This is a genomic window from Pseudomonas sp. AN-B15 (assembly GCF_019056475.1).
Classification (GTDB): domain Bacteria; phylum Pseudomonadota; class Gammaproteobacteria; order Pseudomonadales; family Pseudomonadaceae; genus Aquipseudomonas; species Aquipseudomonas parakoreensis.
On sequence record NZ_CP049737.1, the window covers coordinates 69,502 to 87,371 of the forward strand.

17 protein-coding genes are annotated in these 17,870 nt (G+C 60.3%); 5 read left to right on the forward strand and 12 right to left on the reverse strand.

Annotated elements, in window-relative coordinates:
• The first annotated feature begins 1 nt into the window (after position 1).
• Both GTQ41_RS00335 and GTQ41_RS00340 read left to right on the forward strand, forming a co-directional pair.
• Entirely contained in the window at positions 2-940 is a 939-nt protein-coding gene (locus GTQ41_RS00335) for an MlaD family protein (protein ID WP_047297445.1), read from the forward strand.
• Positions 937-1,560, forward strand: a complete 624-nt coding sequence (locus GTQ41_RS00340) for an ABC-type transport auxiliary lipoprotein family protein (RefSeq protein WP_047297446.1) — start codon at positions 937-939, stop codon at positions 1,558-1,560. The genes GTQ41_RS00335 and GTQ41_RS00340 overlap by 4 nt, the downstream gene beginning before the upstream one ends.
• A 140-nt stretch (positions 1,561-1,700) precedes the next feature.
• Here GTQ41_RS00340 and GTQ41_RS00345 read toward each other — a convergent pair whose 3' ends face one another.
• From GTQ41_RS00345 to GTQ41_RS00365, 5 genes are all read right to left on the reverse strand, one after another.
• Positions 1,701-2,930, reverse strand: a complete 1,230-nt coding sequence (locus GTQ41_RS00345) for a nucleoside recognition domain-containing protein (RefSeq protein ID WP_041073662.1) — start codon at positions 2,928-2,930, stop codon at positions 1,701-1,703.
• Positions 2,931-3,116: 186 nt separating this feature from the next.
• Positions 3,117-4,448, reverse strand: coding sequence for a glutamate/aspartate:proton symporter GltP (gene gltP, locus GTQ41_RS00350; RefSeq protein ID WP_047297447.1), 1,332 nt, complete (start codon positions 4,446-4,448; stop codon positions 3,117-3,119).
• A gap of 700 nt (positions 4,449-5,148) precedes the next feature.
• Positions 5,149-5,613 (reverse strand): inhibitor of vertebrate lysozyme family protein, encoded by a 465-nt coding sequence (locus tag GTQ41_RS00355; RefSeq protein WP_047297448.1) that lies wholly within the window; start codon positions 5,611-5,613, stop codon positions 5,149-5,151.
• Positions 5,614-5,615: 2 nt separating this feature from the next.
• A complete protein-coding gene (locus tag GTQ41_RS00360; protein WP_003177151.1) occupies positions 5,616-5,780 on the reverse strand; it encodes a DUF1328 domain-containing protein in 165 nt (54 codons plus the stop codon).
• Positions 5,781-5,852: 72 nt separating this feature from the next.
• Positions 5,853-6,137 carry a hypothetical protein gene (locus GTQ41_RS00365; RefSeq protein WP_047297449.1) on the reverse strand — a complete coding sequence of 95 codons (285 nt, stop codon included), beginning with the start codon at positions 6,135-6,137 and terminating at the stop codon, positions 5,853-5,855.
• 426 nt (positions 6,138-6,563) lie between these two features.
• Between GTQ41_RS00365 and algB the strand changes: the two genes are divergently transcribed.
• Positions 6,564-7,910, forward strand: a complete 1,347-nt coding sequence (gene algB / locus GTQ41_RS00370; RefSeq protein WP_047297450.1) for a sigma-54-dependent response regulator transcription factor AlgB — start codon at positions 6,564-6,566, stop codon at positions 7,908-7,910.
• Between the two features lie 10 nt (positions 7,911-7,920).
• The gene (locus tag GTQ41_RS00375; protein WP_047297451.1) at positions 7,921-9,711 is read left to right on the forward strand and encodes a KinB sensor domain-containing domain; all 1,791 of its coding nucleotides are present in this window, start codon (positions 7,921-7,923) and stop codon (positions 9,709-9,711) included.
• Here GTQ41_RS00375 and GTQ41_RS00380 read toward each other — a convergent pair.
• The 7 genes from GTQ41_RS00380 to GTQ41_RS00410 all read right to left on the reverse strand — a co-directional run bounded on the left by GTQ41_RS00380 (position 9,708) and on the right by GTQ41_RS00410 (position 17,026).
• Positions 9,708-11,321 carry an EAL domain-containing protein gene (locus tag GTQ41_RS00380; protein ID WP_179295003.1) on the reverse strand — a complete coding sequence of 538 codons (1,614 nt, stop codon included), beginning with the start codon at positions 11,319-11,321 and terminating at the stop codon, positions 9,708-9,710. The genes GTQ41_RS00375 and GTQ41_RS00380 overlap by 4 nt on opposite strands.
• 76 nt (positions 11,322-11,397) lie before the next feature.
• Positions 11,398-12,177: an N-acetylmuramoyl-L-alanine amidase gene (locus tag GTQ41_RS00385; protein WP_217325402.1), complete on the reverse strand. Its 780-nt coding sequence runs from the start codon at positions 12,175-12,177 to the stop codon at positions 11,398-11,400.
• 101 nt (positions 12,178-12,278) lie between these two features.
• A complete protein-coding gene (locus GTQ41_RS00390) occupies positions 12,279-14,345 on the reverse strand; it encodes a GGDEF domain-containing protein (RefSeq protein ID WP_047297454.1) in 2,067 nt (688 codons plus the stop codon).
• Positions 14,342-15,220 (reverse strand): endonuclease/exonuclease/phosphatase family protein, encoded by an 879-nt coding sequence (locus tag GTQ41_RS00395; RefSeq protein ID WP_047297455.1) that lies wholly within the window; start codon positions 15,218-15,220, stop codon positions 14,342-14,344. Before GTQ41_RS00395 ends, GTQ41_RS00390 begins: the two co-directional genes overlap by 4 nt.
• A gap of 14 nt (positions 15,221-15,234) precedes the next feature.
• Positions 15,235-15,876, reverse strand: coding sequence for a thiol:disulfide interchange protein DsbA/DsbL (locus tag GTQ41_RS00400; RefSeq protein WP_007962741.1), 642 nt, complete (start codon positions 15,874-15,876; stop codon positions 15,235-15,237).
• A 200-nt stretch (positions 15,877-16,076) separates the two neighbouring features.
• Complete coding sequence (locus GTQ41_RS00405; RefSeq protein WP_047297456.1) at positions 16,077-16,688, reverse strand: cytochrome c; 612 nt, start codon at positions 16,686-16,688, stop codon at positions 16,077-16,079.
• 32 nt (positions 16,689-16,720) lie between these two features.
• Positions 16,721-17,026: a cytochrome c5 family protein gene (locus GTQ41_RS00410; protein WP_047297457.1), complete on the reverse strand. Its 306-nt coding sequence runs from the start codon at positions 17,024-17,026 to the stop codon at positions 16,721-16,723.
• 191 nt (positions 17,027-17,217) lie between these two features.
• Between GTQ41_RS00410 and yihA the strand changes: the two genes are divergently transcribed.
• Positions 17,218-17,862 carry a ribosome biogenesis GTP-binding protein YihA/YsxC gene (gene yihA / locus GTQ41_RS00415; protein WP_047297458.1) on the forward strand — a complete coding sequence of 215 codons (645 nt, stop codon included), beginning with the start codon at positions 17,218-17,220 and terminating at the stop codon, positions 17,860-17,862.
• The last annotated feature ends 8 nt before the right edge of the window (positions 17,863-17,870 follow it).

Below are 17,870 nucleotides of genomic sequence, written 5' to 3' on the forward strand. Positions count from 1 at the left end.
CATGGAAACCCGAGCCCATCATGTGTTGATCGGCCTGTTCGCCGTAATTGTCGTGGCGGGCGCCCTGCTCTTCGGTCTGTGGCTGGCCAAGTCCAGCGTCGACAGCGAGTTCAAGGATTATGAAATCGTCTTCAATGAGGCGGTCAGCGGTCTGTCCAAGGGCAGCCCGGTGCAGTACAGCGGGATCAAGGTCGGTGACGTGGTCAGCCTGCGCCTCGACCCGAAAGACCCGCGCCGGGTGCTGGCGCGGATTCGTCTGGGCGGTGACACCCCGGTCAAGGAAGACACCCAGGCCAAACTGGCGCTGGCCGGGATCACCGGCACTTCGATCATCCAGCTCAGCGGCGGCACCCCGGAGAGTCCGAAACTGCGCGGACACGACGGCGAATTGCCGACCATCGTCGCATCGCCCTCGCCCATTTCCCGGCTGCTTAACGACAGCAACGACCTGATGACCGGCGTCACCGCCCTGTTGAACAATGCCAACCAGATGTTTTCCCCGGAGAACGTCGAGCGCGTCAGGAACACTCTGGCGCATCTGGAACAGACCACCGGTTCGATCAACGATCAGCGCGGCGACTTGCGTCAGGCCATGCAGCAACTGGCGAGCGTCGGCAAACAAGCCGGCAGCATGCTCGAGCAAACCTCGGCACTGATGCGCAACGCCAACGGCCTGCTCAACGATCAGGGCAAGCAGGCGCTGGGCAGTGCCGAGCAGGCGATGAAGTCGCTGGAACAGAGCAGCGCCACCATCAACGGCCTGCTGAGCAAAAACCAGAACTCCCTCGATAACGGTATGCAGGGCCTCAATGGGCTGGCGCCGGCGATCCGCGAACTGCGCGAAACCCTGACCTCGCTGCGCGGCATTTCCCAACGCCTTGAGGCCAACCCCAGCGGCTACCTGCTGGGCAGTGACAAGAACAAGGAATTCACCCCATGAAGCTGACTCACTTCGCCTTTCTCGCCAGTTTTACCCTGCTCTCGGCGTGCTCGATCCTGCCCAAGGCCGAGCCGTCGGACGTCTATCGCCTGCCCGCTGCGCAAGCGCCCGCCCCGGCCAGTTCGGCGGCGACCCAGCACTGGTCGCTGCGCCTGAACAAATTGCAGGCCAGCGAAGCGCTGAACCGGCCGAACATCGCGGTGATTCCACAGGGTGACGTGATCAGCAGCTACAAAGCCTCGCGCTGGAGCGATCCGGCGCCGGTGCTGGTGCGTAATCGGCTGCTCGATGGTTTTGCCCGCGATGGTCGGGTGACATTGCTCAGCACCGATGACAGCAACTTCGCTGCGGATCTGGAACTGGGCGGCAGCTTGCAGGCGTTTCAGACCGAGTATCAGGGCAATCAGGCCAGCGTCGTGGTGCGCGTCGATGCGTTGTTGGTGCGCGGCTATGACCAGAAGATTCTCGCCAGTCGGCGCTTTGAAGAGCGCCAACCGCTGAGCGATGTGCAGGTGCCGGCGGTGGTGGCAGGGTTTGGACAGGCCAGTGATCGGCTGACGGCCAAGGTTGTTGCGTGGGCGGTAGATCAAGGCCAGAAAGTCGCCCTTCAGAGACCCTGATCGATCAACATTGCTTTTGTGGCGAGGGAGCTTGCTCCCGCTGGGCTGCGTAGCAGCCCCATCTTTCAGGGCCGCTTCGCGCCCCGGCGGGAGCAAGCTCCCTCGCCACAGAGAAATTGGTCGCCCGAAGCCCTTGTGGGTCAGCCGAAGAACCAGTAGCAGACGCCGATGGCGCCGAGTACGCCGGCCAGTTCGGCCAGCAGCGCGCATCCAACGGCGTGCCTTGCGCGCTGGATCCCCACCGCACCGAAATACACCGCCAGCACATAGAACGTGGTTTCGGTACTGCCCTGCACCGTCGCCGCCACCAGCGCCGGGAAGCTGTCGACGCCGGAGGTCTTCATGGTCTCGATCAGCATCGCCCGGGCGGCGCTGCCGGAGAACGGTTTGACCATCGCCGTCGGCAGCGCGTCGACAAAGCGCGTGTCCCAACCGGCCCACTGCACCAGATGGCGGATGCCGTCCAGGCCAAAGTCCAGCGCTCCGGATGCGCGCAGTACGCCAATCGCACAGAGCATCGCCACCAGATACGGCAGCAGGTTCCTGGCGACGTCGAAGCCCTCCTTCGCGCCCTCGACAAACGCCTCGTAGACCTTGACCTTGCGTAATGCGCCGATCACCAGGAACAGCATGATCAGGCCGAACAGCGTCAGGTTGCCAAGGATCGACGACAGCCCGGCCAGCGCCGTGGCCGACATCGTCGCCAGCAGCGCCATGAAGCCGCCGAGGATCAGCGCGCCGGGAATCAGATAAGCCAGCACCACCGGGTCCCAGATGCGCAGGCGTTGCATGAACGCCACCGAAAGGAAGCCGACAATAGTCGAGCAACTGGTCGCCAGCAGAATCGGCAGGAATACCAGGGTCGGATCCGGTGCACCTTGCTGGGCGCGGTACATGAAGATGGTCACCGGCAACAGGGTCAGGGACGAGGCGTTGAGTACCAGGAACAGGATCTGCGCGTTGCTGGCGATGGTCGCGCTGGGGTTGAGCTCCTGCAGCGCTTTCATGGCCTTGAGGCCGATCGGTGTGGCGGCGTTGTCCAGGCCCAGGCCGTTGGCGGCGAAGTTCAGGGTAATCAGACCGAGCGCCGGGTGCCCCGCCGGGACTTCCGGCATCAGCCGCAGGAACAGCGGCCCGAGGACTTTGGCCAGCCATTCGACGATCCCGGCCTTCTCGGCGATGCGCAGAAAGCCCAGCCACAGGGTCAGCGTGCCGAACAGCAGGACCATGACCTCGACCGAGAGTTTGGCCATGGCAAAAATGCTTTCCACCATCGCTGCGAAAATCCCGGCGTTGCCGCCGACCAGCCACTGCACCAGCGCAGATATTGCTGCCACGACGAAGAAGCCAAGCCACAGGCCATTAAGCATCAGTCAAATCCCCCGGAAGATGCGGCGAATGATAGCGGGGTCGCCAGAAACGACAAACCCCGGATTGCGCCGGGGTTTGTCGGTAAGGCTTGCCTCAATCACCTGTAGGAGCTGCCGAAGGCTGCGATCTTTAAAAGCAAGATCAAAATATCGCAGCCTGCGGCAGCTCCTACAGAGGTTCAGCGATCAGTTCTTGGAGATTTCGCCAGCCGGCAGTTTTTCCTTGCTGCGCCAGTGCGGCAGGGAGTTCCAGTAGCGCTGGCCCTTGGCGTCGTCGTACATGCCTTCCCAACGTGCGATAACCAGTACCGCCAGGGCGTTGCCGATCACGTTCAGTGCGGTACGGGCCATGTCCATGATGCGGTCGACACCGGCGATGAAGGCCAGGCCTTCCAGCGGGATACCAACGCTGCCCAGGGTCGCCAGCAGCACCACGAAGGACACGCCCGGTACGCCGGCGATGCCTTTGGAGGTGACCATCAGAGTCAGCACCAGCAGCAGTTGCTGGCTGATCGACAGGTCGATGCCGTACAGCTGGGCAATGAAGATCGCTGCGATCGACTGGTACAGGGTCGAACCGTCGAGGTTGAACGAGTAACCGGTCGGCACCACGAAGGAGCAGATGGCTTTCGGTGCGCCATAGGCTTCCATCTTCTCGATGACGCGTGGCAGCACGGTTTCCGAGGAGGCGGTGGAGTAAGCCAGGACCAGCTCATCCTTGAAGATGCGCATCAGCTTGATCACCGAGAAGCCGAACAGCTTGGCGATCAGGCCCAGCACCACGAAAGCGAAGAAAGCGATGGCGACGTAAACCAGGATCACCAGCTTGGCCAGCGGCAGCAGCGAGGCGAAACCGAAGTTGGCCACGGTCACCGCGATCAGGGCGAAAACGCCGATCGGGGCGTAGTTCATGATCATGTGGGTGACTTTGAACATGCTTTCCGAGACGCCCTGGAACATCTTCACCAGCGGCTCGCGCAGATCCGACTGCAGGCTCGACAGACCGAGACCGAACAGTACGGAAAAGAAAATGATCGGCAGCATTTCGCCGCGGGCCATGGCCGCGAAGATGTTCGACGGGATCAGGTTGAGGATGGTCTCGATGAACGCGTGTTCATGTTGTACTTCGGCGGCGGTCGCCTGGTACTTGGAGATATCCACGGTGCCCAGGGTGCTCATGTCGATGCCGGCACCCGGGTGGAACAGGTTGGCCAGCAGCAGGCCAACGATGATCGCGATGGTGGTGACGACTTCGAAGTAGATGATGGTCTTCAGGCCGATACGCCCGAGTTTCTTGGCGTCGCCCACGCCGGCGATGCCGACGATCAGGGAGGAGATGACGATCGGAATCACGATCATCTTGATCAGACGGATAAAGATATCGCCTGCCGGTTGCAGGACGTTGCTGATCCACCAGGCTTTTTCGGCACTGAAGTGGTTGAGCAACGCACCAATTGCAATCCCTAAAACCAGACCGATGAGGATCTGCCAGGCGAGGCTGAGTTTTGCCTTCTTCATTATCTTTACCCTTACTTGCGTTTGACTCAGGCACATGCAGCAACTGGAACGCTCTTTAGCGGAAAAGTCTGTGCATCTGCCTCCGTATAAGGTGCCCCGAAGCGCGTATTTACGGCTCTTCGGCAGGCGAAAAAAGGCGCAACTATTCCGATGCAAGGTTGCGCCGTCTAATGCCGTAAACGCCTACCCTATGCCGAATCGGCATGAGATTTTTTAAATGAAACTGACGTCCCAAGCGGTTCGATTACGACATTTCAGCCGGCATAAGTGCCGTGAACCGGCCATTTCAGCTTAGGTTGGTTGTTTTTTGAACGAGTGAATTCATCGAAAAATTCAGGAAAAAGCCTACATTTGCAGACTAGAAGTCCCACACTTTAAAGGGGCTCTTTCTCGATATACGGTCGCCAGGAAACACGGCGAAATGTTTTCGCGCGCAGTTTGAACCATAAAAAGGCGAGCAGGACGCTCTGGATCAATGTTTTGTATCGCGCGAAGCTCAGCGCAAGTCCGTCGAACCGCTGAGGGTCGGCGAACCTGCGTCGCAGCTTTTACCCTGACCCGGCCCTCGCGCAGGCACTCCCTGTACCCGTAGGTCACTCCGACCCTGCAACAGTCAGAACGTCCCGGCCCCTTGGTCATGCGCCGACCTTCCTCGGGCAGGCGCAATAAAGGGCAGCGGGGCGCTGCCCTCATGTTCGAATCAGTACCAGTTCGGATCTTTCTTCAGCGTTTCCATCAACAGGTTCTGCATGCCCTGATCCGGTTTGCCGAGGAAACGGTAAGTGGCATGTCGCGTTGGCGACTTGTCGGCCGGCAGTCCTTCGGGCACATCGACGAGCATGGCGTAGGCATCTTTCTTGTCGAAGCTGAACGCTACGATCAAGCGGTGGTTGAGGCACTTGTCTGCGGATTCGCAGAGCGGGCCGACCAGATACTTATCGCCATCTTCGGTCACGGCATTCATCTGCTGCTCTGGCGTACCGGACAGGTTCATCACCCATTCCGGGAGGCGCTCTTCATGCTTCACAACGCCTTGCCAGGTTTCCCGGTATTGCGGGTCGGAGCTGAGCAGCTCGTTGACCCGCGCCTGGCCATCATTGGCCGCGATCGCCATGGCACTACCGCCCAGAAGCAGGGCGGCTGCCAGTGTCTTTAACGCAATCATCGTTAACCTCGGCCGCGACGGCCAAAGAAGAAGGAAGCGATGAACATCACCAGGAACACGACAAAGAGAATCTTGGCGATACCCGTGGCGGTGCCCGCGATACCACCGAAGCCCAGTACGGCGGCGATGATGGCAATGATCAAGAATGTAATTGCCCAACTCAACATGGTGATTCTCCTTACTTCTCTATTTAGGGATATTGCGTGTCCCGGCGCCAGGCGCCCGAATTCGTTGGTTTGTCAGAAAACCCAGCGCTCTTCACGTGGCAGTTGATCCAGCGGCTGCGGCTGATCGACGTCCATCATGCGCATCGAGGCGCTTTCGGCCTGACTGCTGCTAACGGCACTGAAGTGCGTCTGCGTGCTGTGTTGAATCGAGATCAGCGGCTCAGGCTTCTGGCTGTTTTCCCAGCTCAGGTATTGCTGGCAGGCGATCAGGGTGATCAACAGTGCAAGCACGCCAAACAGGCCTTGCTGGATATGCAGTGGCGAGATACGCACTTGGGCGGCACGTTGGCGAGTCATCCTGGGTTCCTCACTCTTATTCGGTTGGGGCAGTGGAATCTGCCCGGGCTGAATGAGTTATTGCAGGCTGCATGCCAGTTTTTTAATTGAAAAATATTCAATAAAATCAATATGTTACAAGTAGTTAAAATTCAGCGACGGACGCATCCTGCACGATGGGTCATCTACGGTCGTGCGGAATGCACGATTATTTCGTAGGAGATTTCATTCTTATGGAATTGAGAGCACGTCCTGGATGTCAGAAATGTACGCGGGGTTACCCCTGCGAATCGGTGATTGTTTAAAAACTCAACAAAATCAATGGATTGGCCGTTAAGGCAGGAGAGAGCTACCCTCCTATGGCTCGCATCGTTCAGAATCAACCATGCAACTTGCCCGATTTTTCCGGGACTAACCCAAGATCAATCACTATGGAGCGTAGGAAAAATGGAATCTGCCACTGAGCATCAAGGCCGCATTCTGCTGGTGGACGATGAGTCCGCCATCCTGCGAACCTTTCGTTACTGCCTCGAGGACGAAGGTTATACAGTGGCCACCGCCAACAGCGCGGCTCAGGCCGAGGCATTGTTGCAACGTCAGGTGTTTGACCTGTGCTTCCTTGATTTGCGTCTGGGTGAAGACAACGGTCTCGACGTACTGGCGCAGATGCGCATTCAGGCGCCATGGATGCGCGTGGTCATTGTCACCGCCCACTCGGCGGTTGATACCGCGGTGGATGCGATCCAGGCGGGCGCCGCCGATTATCTGGTCAAACCCTGCAGCCCCGACCAGTTGCGCCTGGCCACCGCCAAACAACTGGAAGTGCGTCAGCTCTCGGCGCGTCTGGAAGCCCTCGAAGGCGAGATCCGCAAACCCAAGGACGGCCTCGACTCCCACAGCCCGGCGATGAAAGTCGTGCTGGAAACTGCGCGGCAGGTCGCCGGTACCGACGCCAACATCCTTATTCTCGGCGAATCCGGCACAGGTAAGGGCGAACTGGCCCGGGCCATTCACGGCTGGAGCAAGCGCGAGAAGAAATCCTGCGTGACCATCAACTGCCCGTCGTTGACTGCGGAACTGATGGAGAGCGAGCTGTTCGGCCACAGTCGCGGTGCGTTCACCGGGGCCAGTGAAAGCACCTTGGGTCGGGTCAATCAAGCAGACGGCGGCACGCTGTTTCTCGATGAGATCGGCGATTTTCCGCTGACTTTGCAACCAAAGTTGCTGCGTTTTATTCAGGACAAGGAATACGAGCGGGTAGGGGATCCAGTGACCCGCCGCGCCGATGTGCGGATTCTCGCCGCGACCAACCTCAATCTTGAAGACATGGTGCGCGACGGGCGCTTCCGTGAAGACCTGTTGTATCGCCTCAATGTGATCACCCTGCATCTGCCGCCATTGCGCGAACGTGCCGAGGACATCCTGACCCTGGCCGACCGCTTCCTCGCGCGTTTCGTCAAAGAGTACGCGCGGCCGGCACGGGGCTTCAGTGACGAGGCGCGCGAGGCGTTGCTGGGTTATCGCTGGCCGGGCAACATCCGAGAGCTGCGTAACGTGGTGGAACGGGCAAGCATTATCTGCCCGCAGGAGCGCGTGGAAATCAGCCACCTCGGCATGGCCGAGCAACCGGCGAACAACGCACCGCGGGTCGGTGCCGCGCTGAGCCTCGATGAACTGGAAAAAGCCCACATTGGCGCGGTGCTGGCAACGGCAGGCACCCTTGATCAGGCAGCGAAAACCTTGGGCATCGACGCGTCGACCCTGTATCGCAAGCGCAAGCAGTACAACCTGTGAGCACCCGACGATGAAACTGGCGATGAAGTTGCGCACTCGCTTGTTTCTGAGCATCTCTGCGCTGATCACGGTCGCCTTGCTCGGGCTGTTGCTCGGCCTGGTCAGCGTGATGCAGATGGCTGGTACTCAGGAAGCAACGATCCGCAGCAACTTCGTGACCCTCGACCTGGGGCTCAAACTGCGCCAGACCCTCGGCGATCAACTGGTGCTGATGCTGGCCGAAAAGCCCGACCCGGCCGCGTTCGAAGCGTCAAAGCAGCATTACCTGCAATTGCTGGATGAAGGCATTTCGCAGGAGGCAGAGGGCGATGGCCGACAGTACGGGTTTACCCAGGCCAAGGCTGACTACCTGAGTTTTCTCCAGGCGTTCGAGATGTCGCGTGATCCGGGCAATGTGCTCAGTGGCAACAGCGACCTCAGGGAGCGCTTCAACACCTTGCGCAACGGTTTGATTACCGAGCACAAGCACGCGCTGGACAACATCAACGCAGTGCAGCATGACGCCCGGGAAAGGGCACTGCTGGTCTCCGGTCTGCTCGGGCTGGTGGGATTGGCGGTGCTGATTATCGGCTTCGTCACCGCGCACGCCATTGCCCGGCGTTTTGGCGCGCCCATCGAGGCGCTGGCCAAAGCGGCGGACAACATCGGCCAAGGCAATTTCGAAGTGACGCTGCCGATTTCCTCGGCGATGGAAATGAACCAGCTGACCAAGCGCTTCGGGCTGATGGCCGAGGCGCTGCGCGAGCATCAGGCGACCAACGTCGACGAATTGCTGGCCGGTCAGCAACGCCTGCAGGCGGTGCTCGACAGCATCGACGACGGCTTGTTGATGATCGACCGTGAAGGGCATCTGGAACACCTCAATCCAGTGGCTCAGCGTCAGTTGGGTTGGGACAGTGACCGTCTCGGCCAAGGCCTGGGCACTGCGCTCGAGCGCCCGGAGCTCGACGCGCAACTGCAACTGGTGCTGCGCGGCGGTACCCTTGAGCGCGCCCCGGAAGATTTGAGCATCGAGGTCGATGGCGAATCGCGCTTGCTGACCTACAGTTTGACCCCGGTCAGTCACATCCAGGGGCATATTCTGGGTGCGGTGATGGTGCTGCACGATGTCACCGAGCAACGCGCCTTTGAGCGCGTGCGCAGCGAGTTCGTGCTGCGCGCCTCCCACGAGCTGCGTACACCGGTCACCGGCATGCACATGGCGTTCGGCCTGTTTCGCGAACGTGCGAAGTTCCCCCCGGAGTCACGCGAGGCGGACCTGCTCGACACGGTCAACGAAGAGATGCAGCGCTTGATGCAGTTGATCAACGACTTGCTCAACTTCTCGCGCTATCAGAACGGCTTGCAGAAACTCACTCTGGCGCCGTGCTCCATCGAAGATTTGCTGGAGCAGGCGCAGTCGCGCTTCGCCGATTGCGCTGCGGGCAAAGGCATTGCCCTGAGCGTCGAAGTGCAAGGGCCGTTGCCGCGTCTGCAGGCCGATCAGGCACAGCTTGAGCGGGTACTCGACAACCTGATCGACAACGCTCTGCGCCATACCGCCCGCGACGGCCAGATTCGCCTGCAGGCGCGGCGGCATGGCGAACGGGTGATCATCAGCGTCGAAGACAACGGCGAAGGCATTGCCTACGGTCAGCAGGGGCGGATTTTCGAGCCGTTTGTGCAGGTCGGGCGCAAGAAGGGTGGCGCCGGGCTGGGTCTGGCGCTGTGCAAGGAAATCGTCCAGCTGCATGGCGGGCGGATGGGCGTCTATTCGCGGCCGGGGCAGGGCACGCAGTTCTACATGGCGCTGGCGGTCTAGGCTTCGTCGTCCAGCCGGCGCCCGGTGAGGCGCCGTCCACGGGTGATCAGTTCGATGAACTGCACCGCACTCAGGGCCTGGGCAAACAGCCAGCCCTGACCGAACTTGACCCCCTCACTGCTGAGAAACACGGCTTGCGCTTCGTGCTCGATGCCTTCGGCAATCACTTTCAACTCCAGAGCCTGCGCCATGTGAATGATGTGCGGCGCAACGCCGCTGCTGGCCGCATCATGGCCGAGCGCGTCGATGAAGGCCTTGTCGATCTTCAGGCAATCCACTGGCAGCGTCTGCAGGTAGGCGAGGCTGCAATAACCGGTACCGAAGTCATCGATCAGCACTTGATGGCCTACATCGCGCAAGGCTTGCAGGTTCTCCCGCGCCACCACCACGTCGATCAGTCCGCGCTCGGTGACTTCAAAGGCTATCTGTCGCGCGGCGACCCGGTGCAGCGTCAGCAGCCTGGCCATGACCTGGCCGATGCGCGGCACCATCACGTCGCAGGCGGCGAGGTTGACCGAAATGTACAGCTGCGGATTGGCGCGCAGCACCGGTCCCAGTTGTTCCAGCAGCCGTTGCAGGACAAAGTCTGTCATCTGCCGGATCTGCCCGGTGTTTTCCGCCAATGGAATGAACAGGTCAGGACTGGTCAGCGTGCCGTCCGGGCGACGCCAGCGCAGCAGGGCTTCGGCGCCTACGCAATTGCGGCTATCGAGATCGAAGATCGGCTGATACAACACTTGCAGCTCGCCACGTCGAATGGCGCCCTGGAGTTCGGCGTCCAGTGACTGGCGCTGGCGCACCAGCAAAAACACAAAGAATCCGACAAACGCTCCCAGCAGCAGGCAGATCGGCACCATCCACCACCAGACGCTGGGAATATGCATGCCGCTGCGCGGGGTGATCAGCACCAACTGGTATTCCGGATTGTTGGTTGGCATGCGGTAGATCAGCCGTGACTGGGTGACTTGCAGGGGCGCGCGGCTTTTGGGTGGCCACGCTTCGGTTGGTGGCCACGTCTGCGCGGTGCCCAGCACCGGAATCGCCCGTTTGCCGTGGTCCAGCACCACCAGCAGGCTGCTGTCCGGCGGCAGATCGACCATGTCGGTCAAATGCCCGCGTGATGTCGCCACACGAAAATTGCCGCGCCCGAGCATCAGTGCCGCGCGGTTTTCATCCGGTTCGGTGGTGGTGTTGAGCCAGTAACTGTAGGTCGGTCCTTTGATATCCGGTGCGCGAACCACCGACAGTCCTTCCTGACGTGGCCGGTTGGAGCATATCCGCGCACCATCCATGTAGGCCGCTTCATAGACGAAGCGATAGTTGAAGGTGACCTGTTGCAGGGTGGCGATCATTTCCTCATCGCAACTGCGCAGCGGCTGTGCTTCGAGGTCATCGAGACTTTCGCGCAATTGCCCGAACAGCTGCTCAAGGCGTGCCAGAAAACGCTCGCCCTGGGTGTTCATTTCCTGGCTTTCGTTCTGTTCAATCTGGCGCATGGCGACGAACATTCCGCCGGCTATCAGCAATGCAACACTGAAGACAGCCGCGATCATCGCCAAAAACCACGGGCGATAAAACCAGCTACGCAGCGTCGCTCGGGTAGCAACCATCATGGAATATCCGAAGAATTACCAATGAGTTATAGCTGCTGATTTCGTTTTCGCCCTGACCGTCGGGCGGGCGTCATTATTTTGTCTGATTGAGGACCTGCAACAACGCTGCCGTTTGTGCGTCCGGTGTGCCGTCGAAGCGTGAAGGGCGAAAGTGCATCTGGAACGCTGCCAGGACATGGCGGGTCGCTACGTCCAGCTCGCCGGTCTGCGGAGTGTCATAACCGAAGCGCGCCAGTTGCGCCTGGAACCAGCTGATGCTCGGCAGTTCGGCGTTGAACTGCAGCTGTTGCCGGGCCACCGCTTGTTCGTTGGGCCATACGCCCAGGCCTTCGGCGGCCAGACGTTTCCATGGGAACAAGGGACCCGGGTCGAGTTTGCGCAGGGGTGCGATGTCGCTGTGGCCAATGATATGGCGCGGGCTGATGCCCTGGCGCTGGCTGATGTCCTTGAGCAGGACGATAAGCGATTGAATCTGCGCTTCGCTGTACGGGTACAAGAGGCGCCCGGTCGGCGTGTCCTTGAAGCCCGGATTGACGATTTCGATGCCGATCGAGCTGGAGTTTAGCCAGGTACGGCCCTGCCACTGGCTCTCGCCGGCGTGCCAGGCGCGCTGGTTTTCATCCATCAGTTTGTAGATGGTGCCGCCCTTGTCGTCGCCGATCAGATAGTGGCTGCTGACTTCGCCGTGGGTCAGCAGTTGCAGCGAATGGGCGAGGGAAGCGGAAGTGTAGTGCACGATCACGAACTGCACGCGGCTGTCGTGATTGGCCGAAGGGTGGCTGGTGTCATAACGCGGGCCGCTGGCGCAACCGGCCAGAACGAGCAGCGACGCGAGGAGGGCGAAAAATTTCATGGCAGAAGGCAGTACACGCAAGACAATAATGCAACAGTGTAACGTACTGCCTTGCCTATCGACGCCTGACGGGCCGATTTAAACAAAATGGAACAACTTGCTCAGCCCAGTTCGACTCGGTTCCGTCCGCCGTTTTTCGCCCGGTACAGCGCCTGATCGGCTCTTTTAAGCACCAGATCGCTGTGTTCTCCCGGCTTGAACGACGCCAGTCCCATGGAAATGGTGATCGTCACCCGTTCACCTTTGAAGTGAAACGGGCACGCTTCGATGGCCGCTCGCAGGGTTTCCAGCAATTTGGCGCCGACGGCCGGCGTGGTGGCTGGCAACAGCAGAACGAACTCCTCTCCGCCGAAACGAGCAATGAAATCCGCCCCACGCAGACGTTTGCGCAGCACCGTGGCGATGATTTTCAATACCTTGTCGCCCGCCAGATGGCCGTAGTTGTCGTTGATGCGCTTGAAATGATCGAGGTCGAGCATCGCCAGGCTCAAGGTGTTGCCGTGTTGTTGCCATTGCCTGATCTCGTGTTCCAGCCGTTCGCTCCAGGCAGCGCGGTTGGGCAGGCCGGTCAACGGGTCGATCAGGGCTTTCTGTCGCTGTTCTTCCAGATGTTCGCGAAAGCCCAGGGCTTCCTGCTCCATGTGCGCCACACGTTCGGCCAGGCCTTTGAGACGTGCTGCCACTTCCTGCTCGCGGGCATCGCGTTGTTGCTGATGCTGGTCCATGGTACCGAGCAGGCCTTCGAGATGGTTCTCCAGCACTCGCTTGAGATCATCCAGATCGGCCGCTTCCTGCACGCTGGTCTGCAAGCCGTCGACTTGCTCGCGAATCTGCGTGTCCATCGCCCGGGCTGCCGAGCTGTTGTCGGCATGGCCCTCGCTGGCGGCCTGCAAATTGCTCTGGAATGCTTCGAGGCGTTCGTTGAGCCGCTGCAGATAGGCTTCGAATTCGTGTTGGCCGCTGTCGGTGATTGCCAGCATCAAGGTGGCAAGGTCGTCGAGAATGGGCAGGAGTTCGTACCAGTTCAGGCCATTTTTCAAGCGATCACGCATGGCCTCGGCTTGCGGGCGATGGCGCTCTGGCAAGGTCAGATCGTCGAGCAGCCCGATCAGCGTGTCTTCGATGTGTTTGGCCACCGAGCTGTAGGAAGGCTCCGGCGAATCGGGCAGGGCGTAAAGAATGTCTTGCTCGGGCTGCTCCGGATCGATGGCAGCCAAGGCTTGGGCAATCGGGGCGGGCAGGGGCAGGCTGTCGAGGAGCAAGGGGGCCGGGGCGTCGCCCGGGTGGATCAACTCGTCAGGGTTGATCGCCGCTATGAAGGCTGGTGGCGCAAGCGGCGGGGCCAGAGGTTCGAGGGGCGGTTTGAGTTCAGGCAGTGGTTCGGGCGCCGTCTCGATGGCAATGACCGGCGGCACAAATGACACCACGGACGATTCGGCCTGCGGTTGCGCTGCAGGTGCCTGGTGAGGGCTTGCCTCTGCCGGTTGCAATAGAGGCGCGGCGCTGACCGGTGCCGGAGTCGGTTCGCCTGTTGGCACCTGTGCGGGCTCGACATCAGGTTCAGTGTTGGCTGATGGCGGCGCTGGTATTGGCGCAGGCGCTTGAGGTTGCTCCGGGCCCTGCGTCCCTGGCGTTTCTTCGGCTTCGCGATTGCCAAACAGGCGTTGCAGAAGGCCCGGGCGTTCTGGCGCGGGTGGGGTTTCCAGCTGGCTCAACGCTTTGCCCTGCAAACCGCTGAGTTCGCTCAGCAGCAGCGGCATTTCCCGCGCCTGGCCGACCCGACTGTCCAGTTGCTTGGCGAATTTCTTCAGCGGCTGGGCGACTTCCCGCGGCAGTGGCAACGCTTGCAGTTGGGTAACCAGTGCGGTCAACGCGGTGCTGACCTGATCAATGCGGGTTTCGCGGCGCTGCTCGGAGTCGAGTACGGCTTTCTCCAGGCGCGGCAGCAGGGCGGCGAGACCAGCATCCATGTCGTCGGTGCGCACCACGTCGCGCATCTCTTTCATGCACTGATCAACGACCTTGTCGGTGCCTTCAGCGGCCAGCGTACTGCGTACCAGACCGCGGCGCAGCAAGTCGAGACGGGCGGCCCAGCGCCGTTCGAGCTTGTCCTGCTGTTCGATACTTTTGAGGTACTTCTCTTTCCAGCGCTGGGCGTCGTCGCTCATTCAGGGGTTCCGCGAGGGGCAGGACTCAACGCGGGCAATGCATCGGCCGTGAGCGAACCCGGCAGACGAATCTCTACCGCGACCGGCAGGTGATCGGAAATGGGTTGGGCCAGCACTTCGACCTTTTCCAGAGTCAGGGTCGGGCTGAGCAAAATATGATCCAGGCAACGTTGCGGCCGCCAGCTGGGAAACGTGGCTTGCATCTGCGGGGCCAGCAGGCCGAGATCGCGTAACGGTGACTGTTGTAGCAGATCGCTGGCATGGGTGTTCATGTCGCCCATCAATACCTGGTGCTTGTAGCCACCGATCAGGTCCCGAATGTAGGCCAGTTGCAGGCTGCGCACCCGGGCGCCGAGGGCCAGGTGCATCATCACCACCACCAGCGCTTCCGGGCCTTCGCCAAAGCGCAGCAGGATTGCGCCACGACCTTTCGGGCCCGGCAGCGGATGGTCTTCGATCGCCCACGGTTTCAGTCGACTGAGCACGCCATTGCTGTGCTGGGCCAGCCGGCCGAGGTTGCGATTGAGTTGTTGATACCAGTAAGGGAAGGCGCCGAGGTGGGCCAGGTGTTCGACCTGATTGACGTAGCCTGAGCGCAGGCTGCCGCCATCGGCTTCCTGCAGGGCGACCAGGTCGAAGTCGCCAAGCAGGTCGCCGATCTTCTGCAGATTGCCTGAGCGCCCCGTGTGCGGCAGCAGGTGCTGCCAGCTGCGGGTCAGGTAATGCCGATAGCGTTCGGTGCTGATGCCGACCTGGATGTTGAAGCTGAGCAAGCGCAGACGATGGTCTGCGGGCAAGCCCGTGGACTCCAGGTGATGCTCGTTGACCTGCGGATCATGCAGGCCAACGATGCGTTCGGTGCCCCAGCGGCGCATGGCAATGACCGCGCTTAGTTGGCAGCTGCCTTGTTGGCCGCTCGCTCTTTGGCGACCAGTTGATCAGCCAGCTTCAAGGCTTCTTCCGCACCACCGGCAGAGCCGATGTCGAAGCGGTATTTGCCGTTGACGATCATGGTTGGCACGCCAGTGATTTCATATTTCTTGGCCAGCTCACGCGCCTTGACGATCTGCCCTTTGATCGCGAACGAGTCAAAGGTGGCGAGGAACTTGTCCTTGTCCACGCCTTGTGTGGCGAGGAAGTCAGCCATGTCGTTCTTGTCGGTCAGCTTCTTGTGTTCTTTCTGGATCGCATTGAATACCGCAGCGTGAACCTTGTGCTCGACGCCCATTGCTTCCAGGGTCAGGAACATTTGACCGTGAGCATCCCACGGGCCACCGAACATGGCAGGAATGCGTACGAAGTTGACATCGGACGGCAGTTTTTCAACCCAGGGATTGATCACCGGCTCGAACGCGTAGCAATGCGGGCAGCCGTACCAGAACAGCTCCACGACTTCGATCTTGCCAGGCTCTGCCACCGGCACCGGGTTGGCCAGTTCGACATAAGGGGCAGCGGGTGCTTCGGCGGCCTGGGCGGTCACGCCGAACAGGCTGGCAGCGACGAGAGCGGCGCTGATGATCAGATTACGCATGCTTTACTCCTGGACAATTTTGGTCGCCTCGCGCGACCTGTTTTCAGACAGATCCTGGCGGGCATGAGTTCTGTAGTGTAACGGTAGCGGCCACAAAAAAGGGCGGCCAAAGCCACCCTTTTTATACTTGCTGCGACGGATTAATCGAGCGTTAACGTTGCAGGAGATGTCCATCACCGGTAACGCTCGATGCAGGGCGGTTAGTGCAGGCCCTGAATGTAGCTGGCGACCGCAGCAATGTCTTCGTCGCTGAGTTTGCGTGCGATGGTGCGCATCGGCATGGAATCGCCGTCGTTGGCGCGACCGCCTTCTTCCTTGCGGAAGTCGGTCAGCTGTTTGGCGACGTATTGAGCGTGTTGGCCTCCCAGGTGCGGGAAGCCGGCGGCGGCATTGCCGGCACCCTTCGGCGAGTGGCAGCCGGTGCAGGCTGGCAGGCCTTTGTCCAGGTTGCCGCCACGGAACAGGGCTTCACCACGGGCGACGATTTTTGGATCGGCGGCGCCGACGCTGCCCTTCTGACTGGCAAAGTAAGCGGCGATATCGGCCAGGTCCTGATCGCTCAGGTTGGTCAGCAGACCGGTCATTTCCAGAACCTGGCGTTTGCCCGACTTGATGTCGTGCAACTGCTTGTCGAGGTAGCGTTCACCTTGACCGGCCAGTTTCGGGAAGTTGGGTGCCATGCTGTTCCCGTCCGGGCCATGGCAGGCTCCGCACACGGCAGCTTTTGCCTGGCCGGCTGCTGCATCACCTGCAGCATGGGCGATGCCGGATATTCCCACGGTCAACAGCAGACTCACGATCAATTTGTTCATCAGCTAATCCAACTACGGCTAAGGGTTAAGAGTTATGGACCGGGTTTACTCTCGCTCATCCAAAGGATGATGGCCTGGTAATCCTCGGCACTGCAGTCCATGCACAAACCACGCGGCGGCATCGCCTTGAAACCCTGGGTCACGTGTTGCACCAGCGTCTCCATACCTTTCGCCAACCTCGGCGTCCAAGCTGCCTGATCGCCTCTTTCGGGCGCCATGGGTAGTTGGCCGGAATGACAGGCACCACAAACACGGTTGTACACGGCTTCCGGTTCCTGTGTAGCCTGTGCGCCGTAAAGCGGTATCAGGACTCCGGCAGCCAGCAGCCATTTCGTCATAAAACGACCTTTTCAGGGTTGAGAGCGTTCTGCGTTCTGATGCGCAATCAAGGTCTTTGGCTCTCGTGAACTTCATCCTTCGCTGGGACAAAGCACACACAAAATCTGCGGCATTATATACTGGCGTCACTGAAACGGAAGCGACACCGCGTTCCGCGCCCAATCCCGGCGCCGCCCACATCGGAAATCCCATGCAACTCAAGAATCCCATCCTCGGCCTGTGCCAACAGTCCACGTTCATGCTCAGTGCCGCCAAAGTCGATCAATGCCCTGACGACGAAGGCTTCGAAGTGGCGTTCGCCGGTCGTTCCAACGCCGGTAAATCCAGCGCGCTGAACACCCTGACTCACGCCAGCCTGGCGCGCACCTCGAAAACCCCAGGTCGCACACAGCTGTTGAACTTCTTCAAGCTAGACGATGAACGGCGTCTGGTCGACCTGCCGGGCTACGGTTATGCAAAAGTACCGATCCCGCTCAAGCAACACTGGCAGCGTCACCTCGAGGCGTACCTCGGTGGCCGGGAGAGTTTGAAGGGATTGATTCTGATGATGGACATCCGTCATCCAATGACCGACTTCGACCTGTTGATGCTCGACTGGGCCGTCGCCGCCGGCATGCCGATGCACATTCTGCTGACCAAGGCCGACAAGCTGACCTACGGCGCCGCCAAGAACACGCTGCTCAAGGTGCAGTCGGAAATCCGCAAGGGCTGGGGGGATCTGGTGACGATCCAGCTGTTCTCCGCGCCCAAACGCATGGGCCTGGAAGAGGCCTACACTGTGTTGGCAGGCTGGATGGAACTGGCAGACAAGGGCGCTGAAGTACCAGCTGAATAATCGGATTG

Bases quoted from the DNA above. Each gene is read 5' to 3' on its own strand.
- GTQ41_RS00360 (WP_003177151.1), bottom strand. From the start codon at position 5,780: ATGTTGAGTTGGGCAATTACATTCTTGATCATTGCCATCATCGCCGCC.
- GTQ41_RS00345 (WP_041073662.1), bottom strand. From the start codon at position 2,930: ATGCTTAATGGCCTGTGGCTTGGCTTCTTCGTCGTGGCAGCAATATCT.
- GTQ41_RS00335 (WP_047297445.1), top strand. From the start codon at position 2: ATGGAAACCCGAGCCCATCATGTGTTGATCGGCCTGTTCGCCGTAATT.
- GTQ41_RS00405 (WP_047297456.1), bottom strand. From the start codon at position 16,688: ATGAACAAATTGATCGTGAGTCTGCTGTTGACCGTGGGAATATCCGGC.
- gltP (WP_047297447.1), bottom strand. From the start codon at position 4,448: ATGAAGAAGGCAAAACTCAGCCTCGCCTGGCAGATCCTCATCGGTCTG.
- GTQ41_RS00375 (WP_047297451.1), top strand. From the start codon at position 7,921: ATGAAACTGGCGATGAAGTTGCGCACTCGCTTGTTTCTGAGCATCTCT.
- GTQ41_RS00380 (WP_179295003.1), bottom strand. From the start codon at position 11,321: ATGGTTGCTACCCGAGCGACGCTGCGTAGCTGGTTTTATCGCCCGTGG.
- GTQ41_RS00395 (WP_047297455.1), bottom strand. From the start codon at position 15,220: ATGCGCCGCTGGGGCACCGAACGCATCGTTGGCCTGCATGATCCGCAG.
- algB (WP_047297450.1), top strand. From the start codon at position 6,564: ATGGAATCTGCCACTGAGCATCAAGGCCGCATTCTGCTGGTGGACGAT.
- GTQ41_RS00400 (WP_007962741.1), bottom strand. From the start codon at position 15,876: ATGCGTAATCTGATCATCAGCGCCGCTCTCGTCGCTGCCAGCCTGTTC.
- GTQ41_RS00410 (WP_047297457.1), bottom strand. From the start codon at position 17,026: ATGACGAAATGGCTGCTGGCTGCCGGAGTCCTGATACCGCTTTACGGC.
- yihA (WP_047297458.1), top strand. From the start codon at position 17,218: ATGCAACTCAAGAATCCCATCCTCGGCCTGTGCCAACAGTCCACGTTC.
- GTQ41_RS00355 (WP_047297448.1), bottom strand. From the start codon at position 5,613: ATGATTGCGTTAAAGACACTGGCAGCCGCCCTGCTTCTGGGCGGTAGT.
- GTQ41_RS00390 (WP_047297454.1), bottom strand. From the start codon at position 14,345: ATGAGCGACGACGCCCAGCGCTGGAAAGAGAAGTACCTCAAAAGTATC.
- GTQ41_RS00385 (WP_217325402.1), bottom strand. From the start codon at position 12,177: ATGAAATTTTTCGCCCTCCTCGCGTCGCTGCTCGTTCTGGCCGGTTGC.
- GTQ41_RS00340 (WP_047297446.1), top strand. From the start codon at position 937: ATGAAGCTGACTCACTTCGCCTTTCTCGCCAGTTTTACCCTGCTCTCG.
- GTQ41_RS00365 (WP_047297449.1), bottom strand. From the start codon at position 6,137: ATGACTCGCCAACGTGCCGCCCAAGTGCGTATCTCGCCACTGCATATC.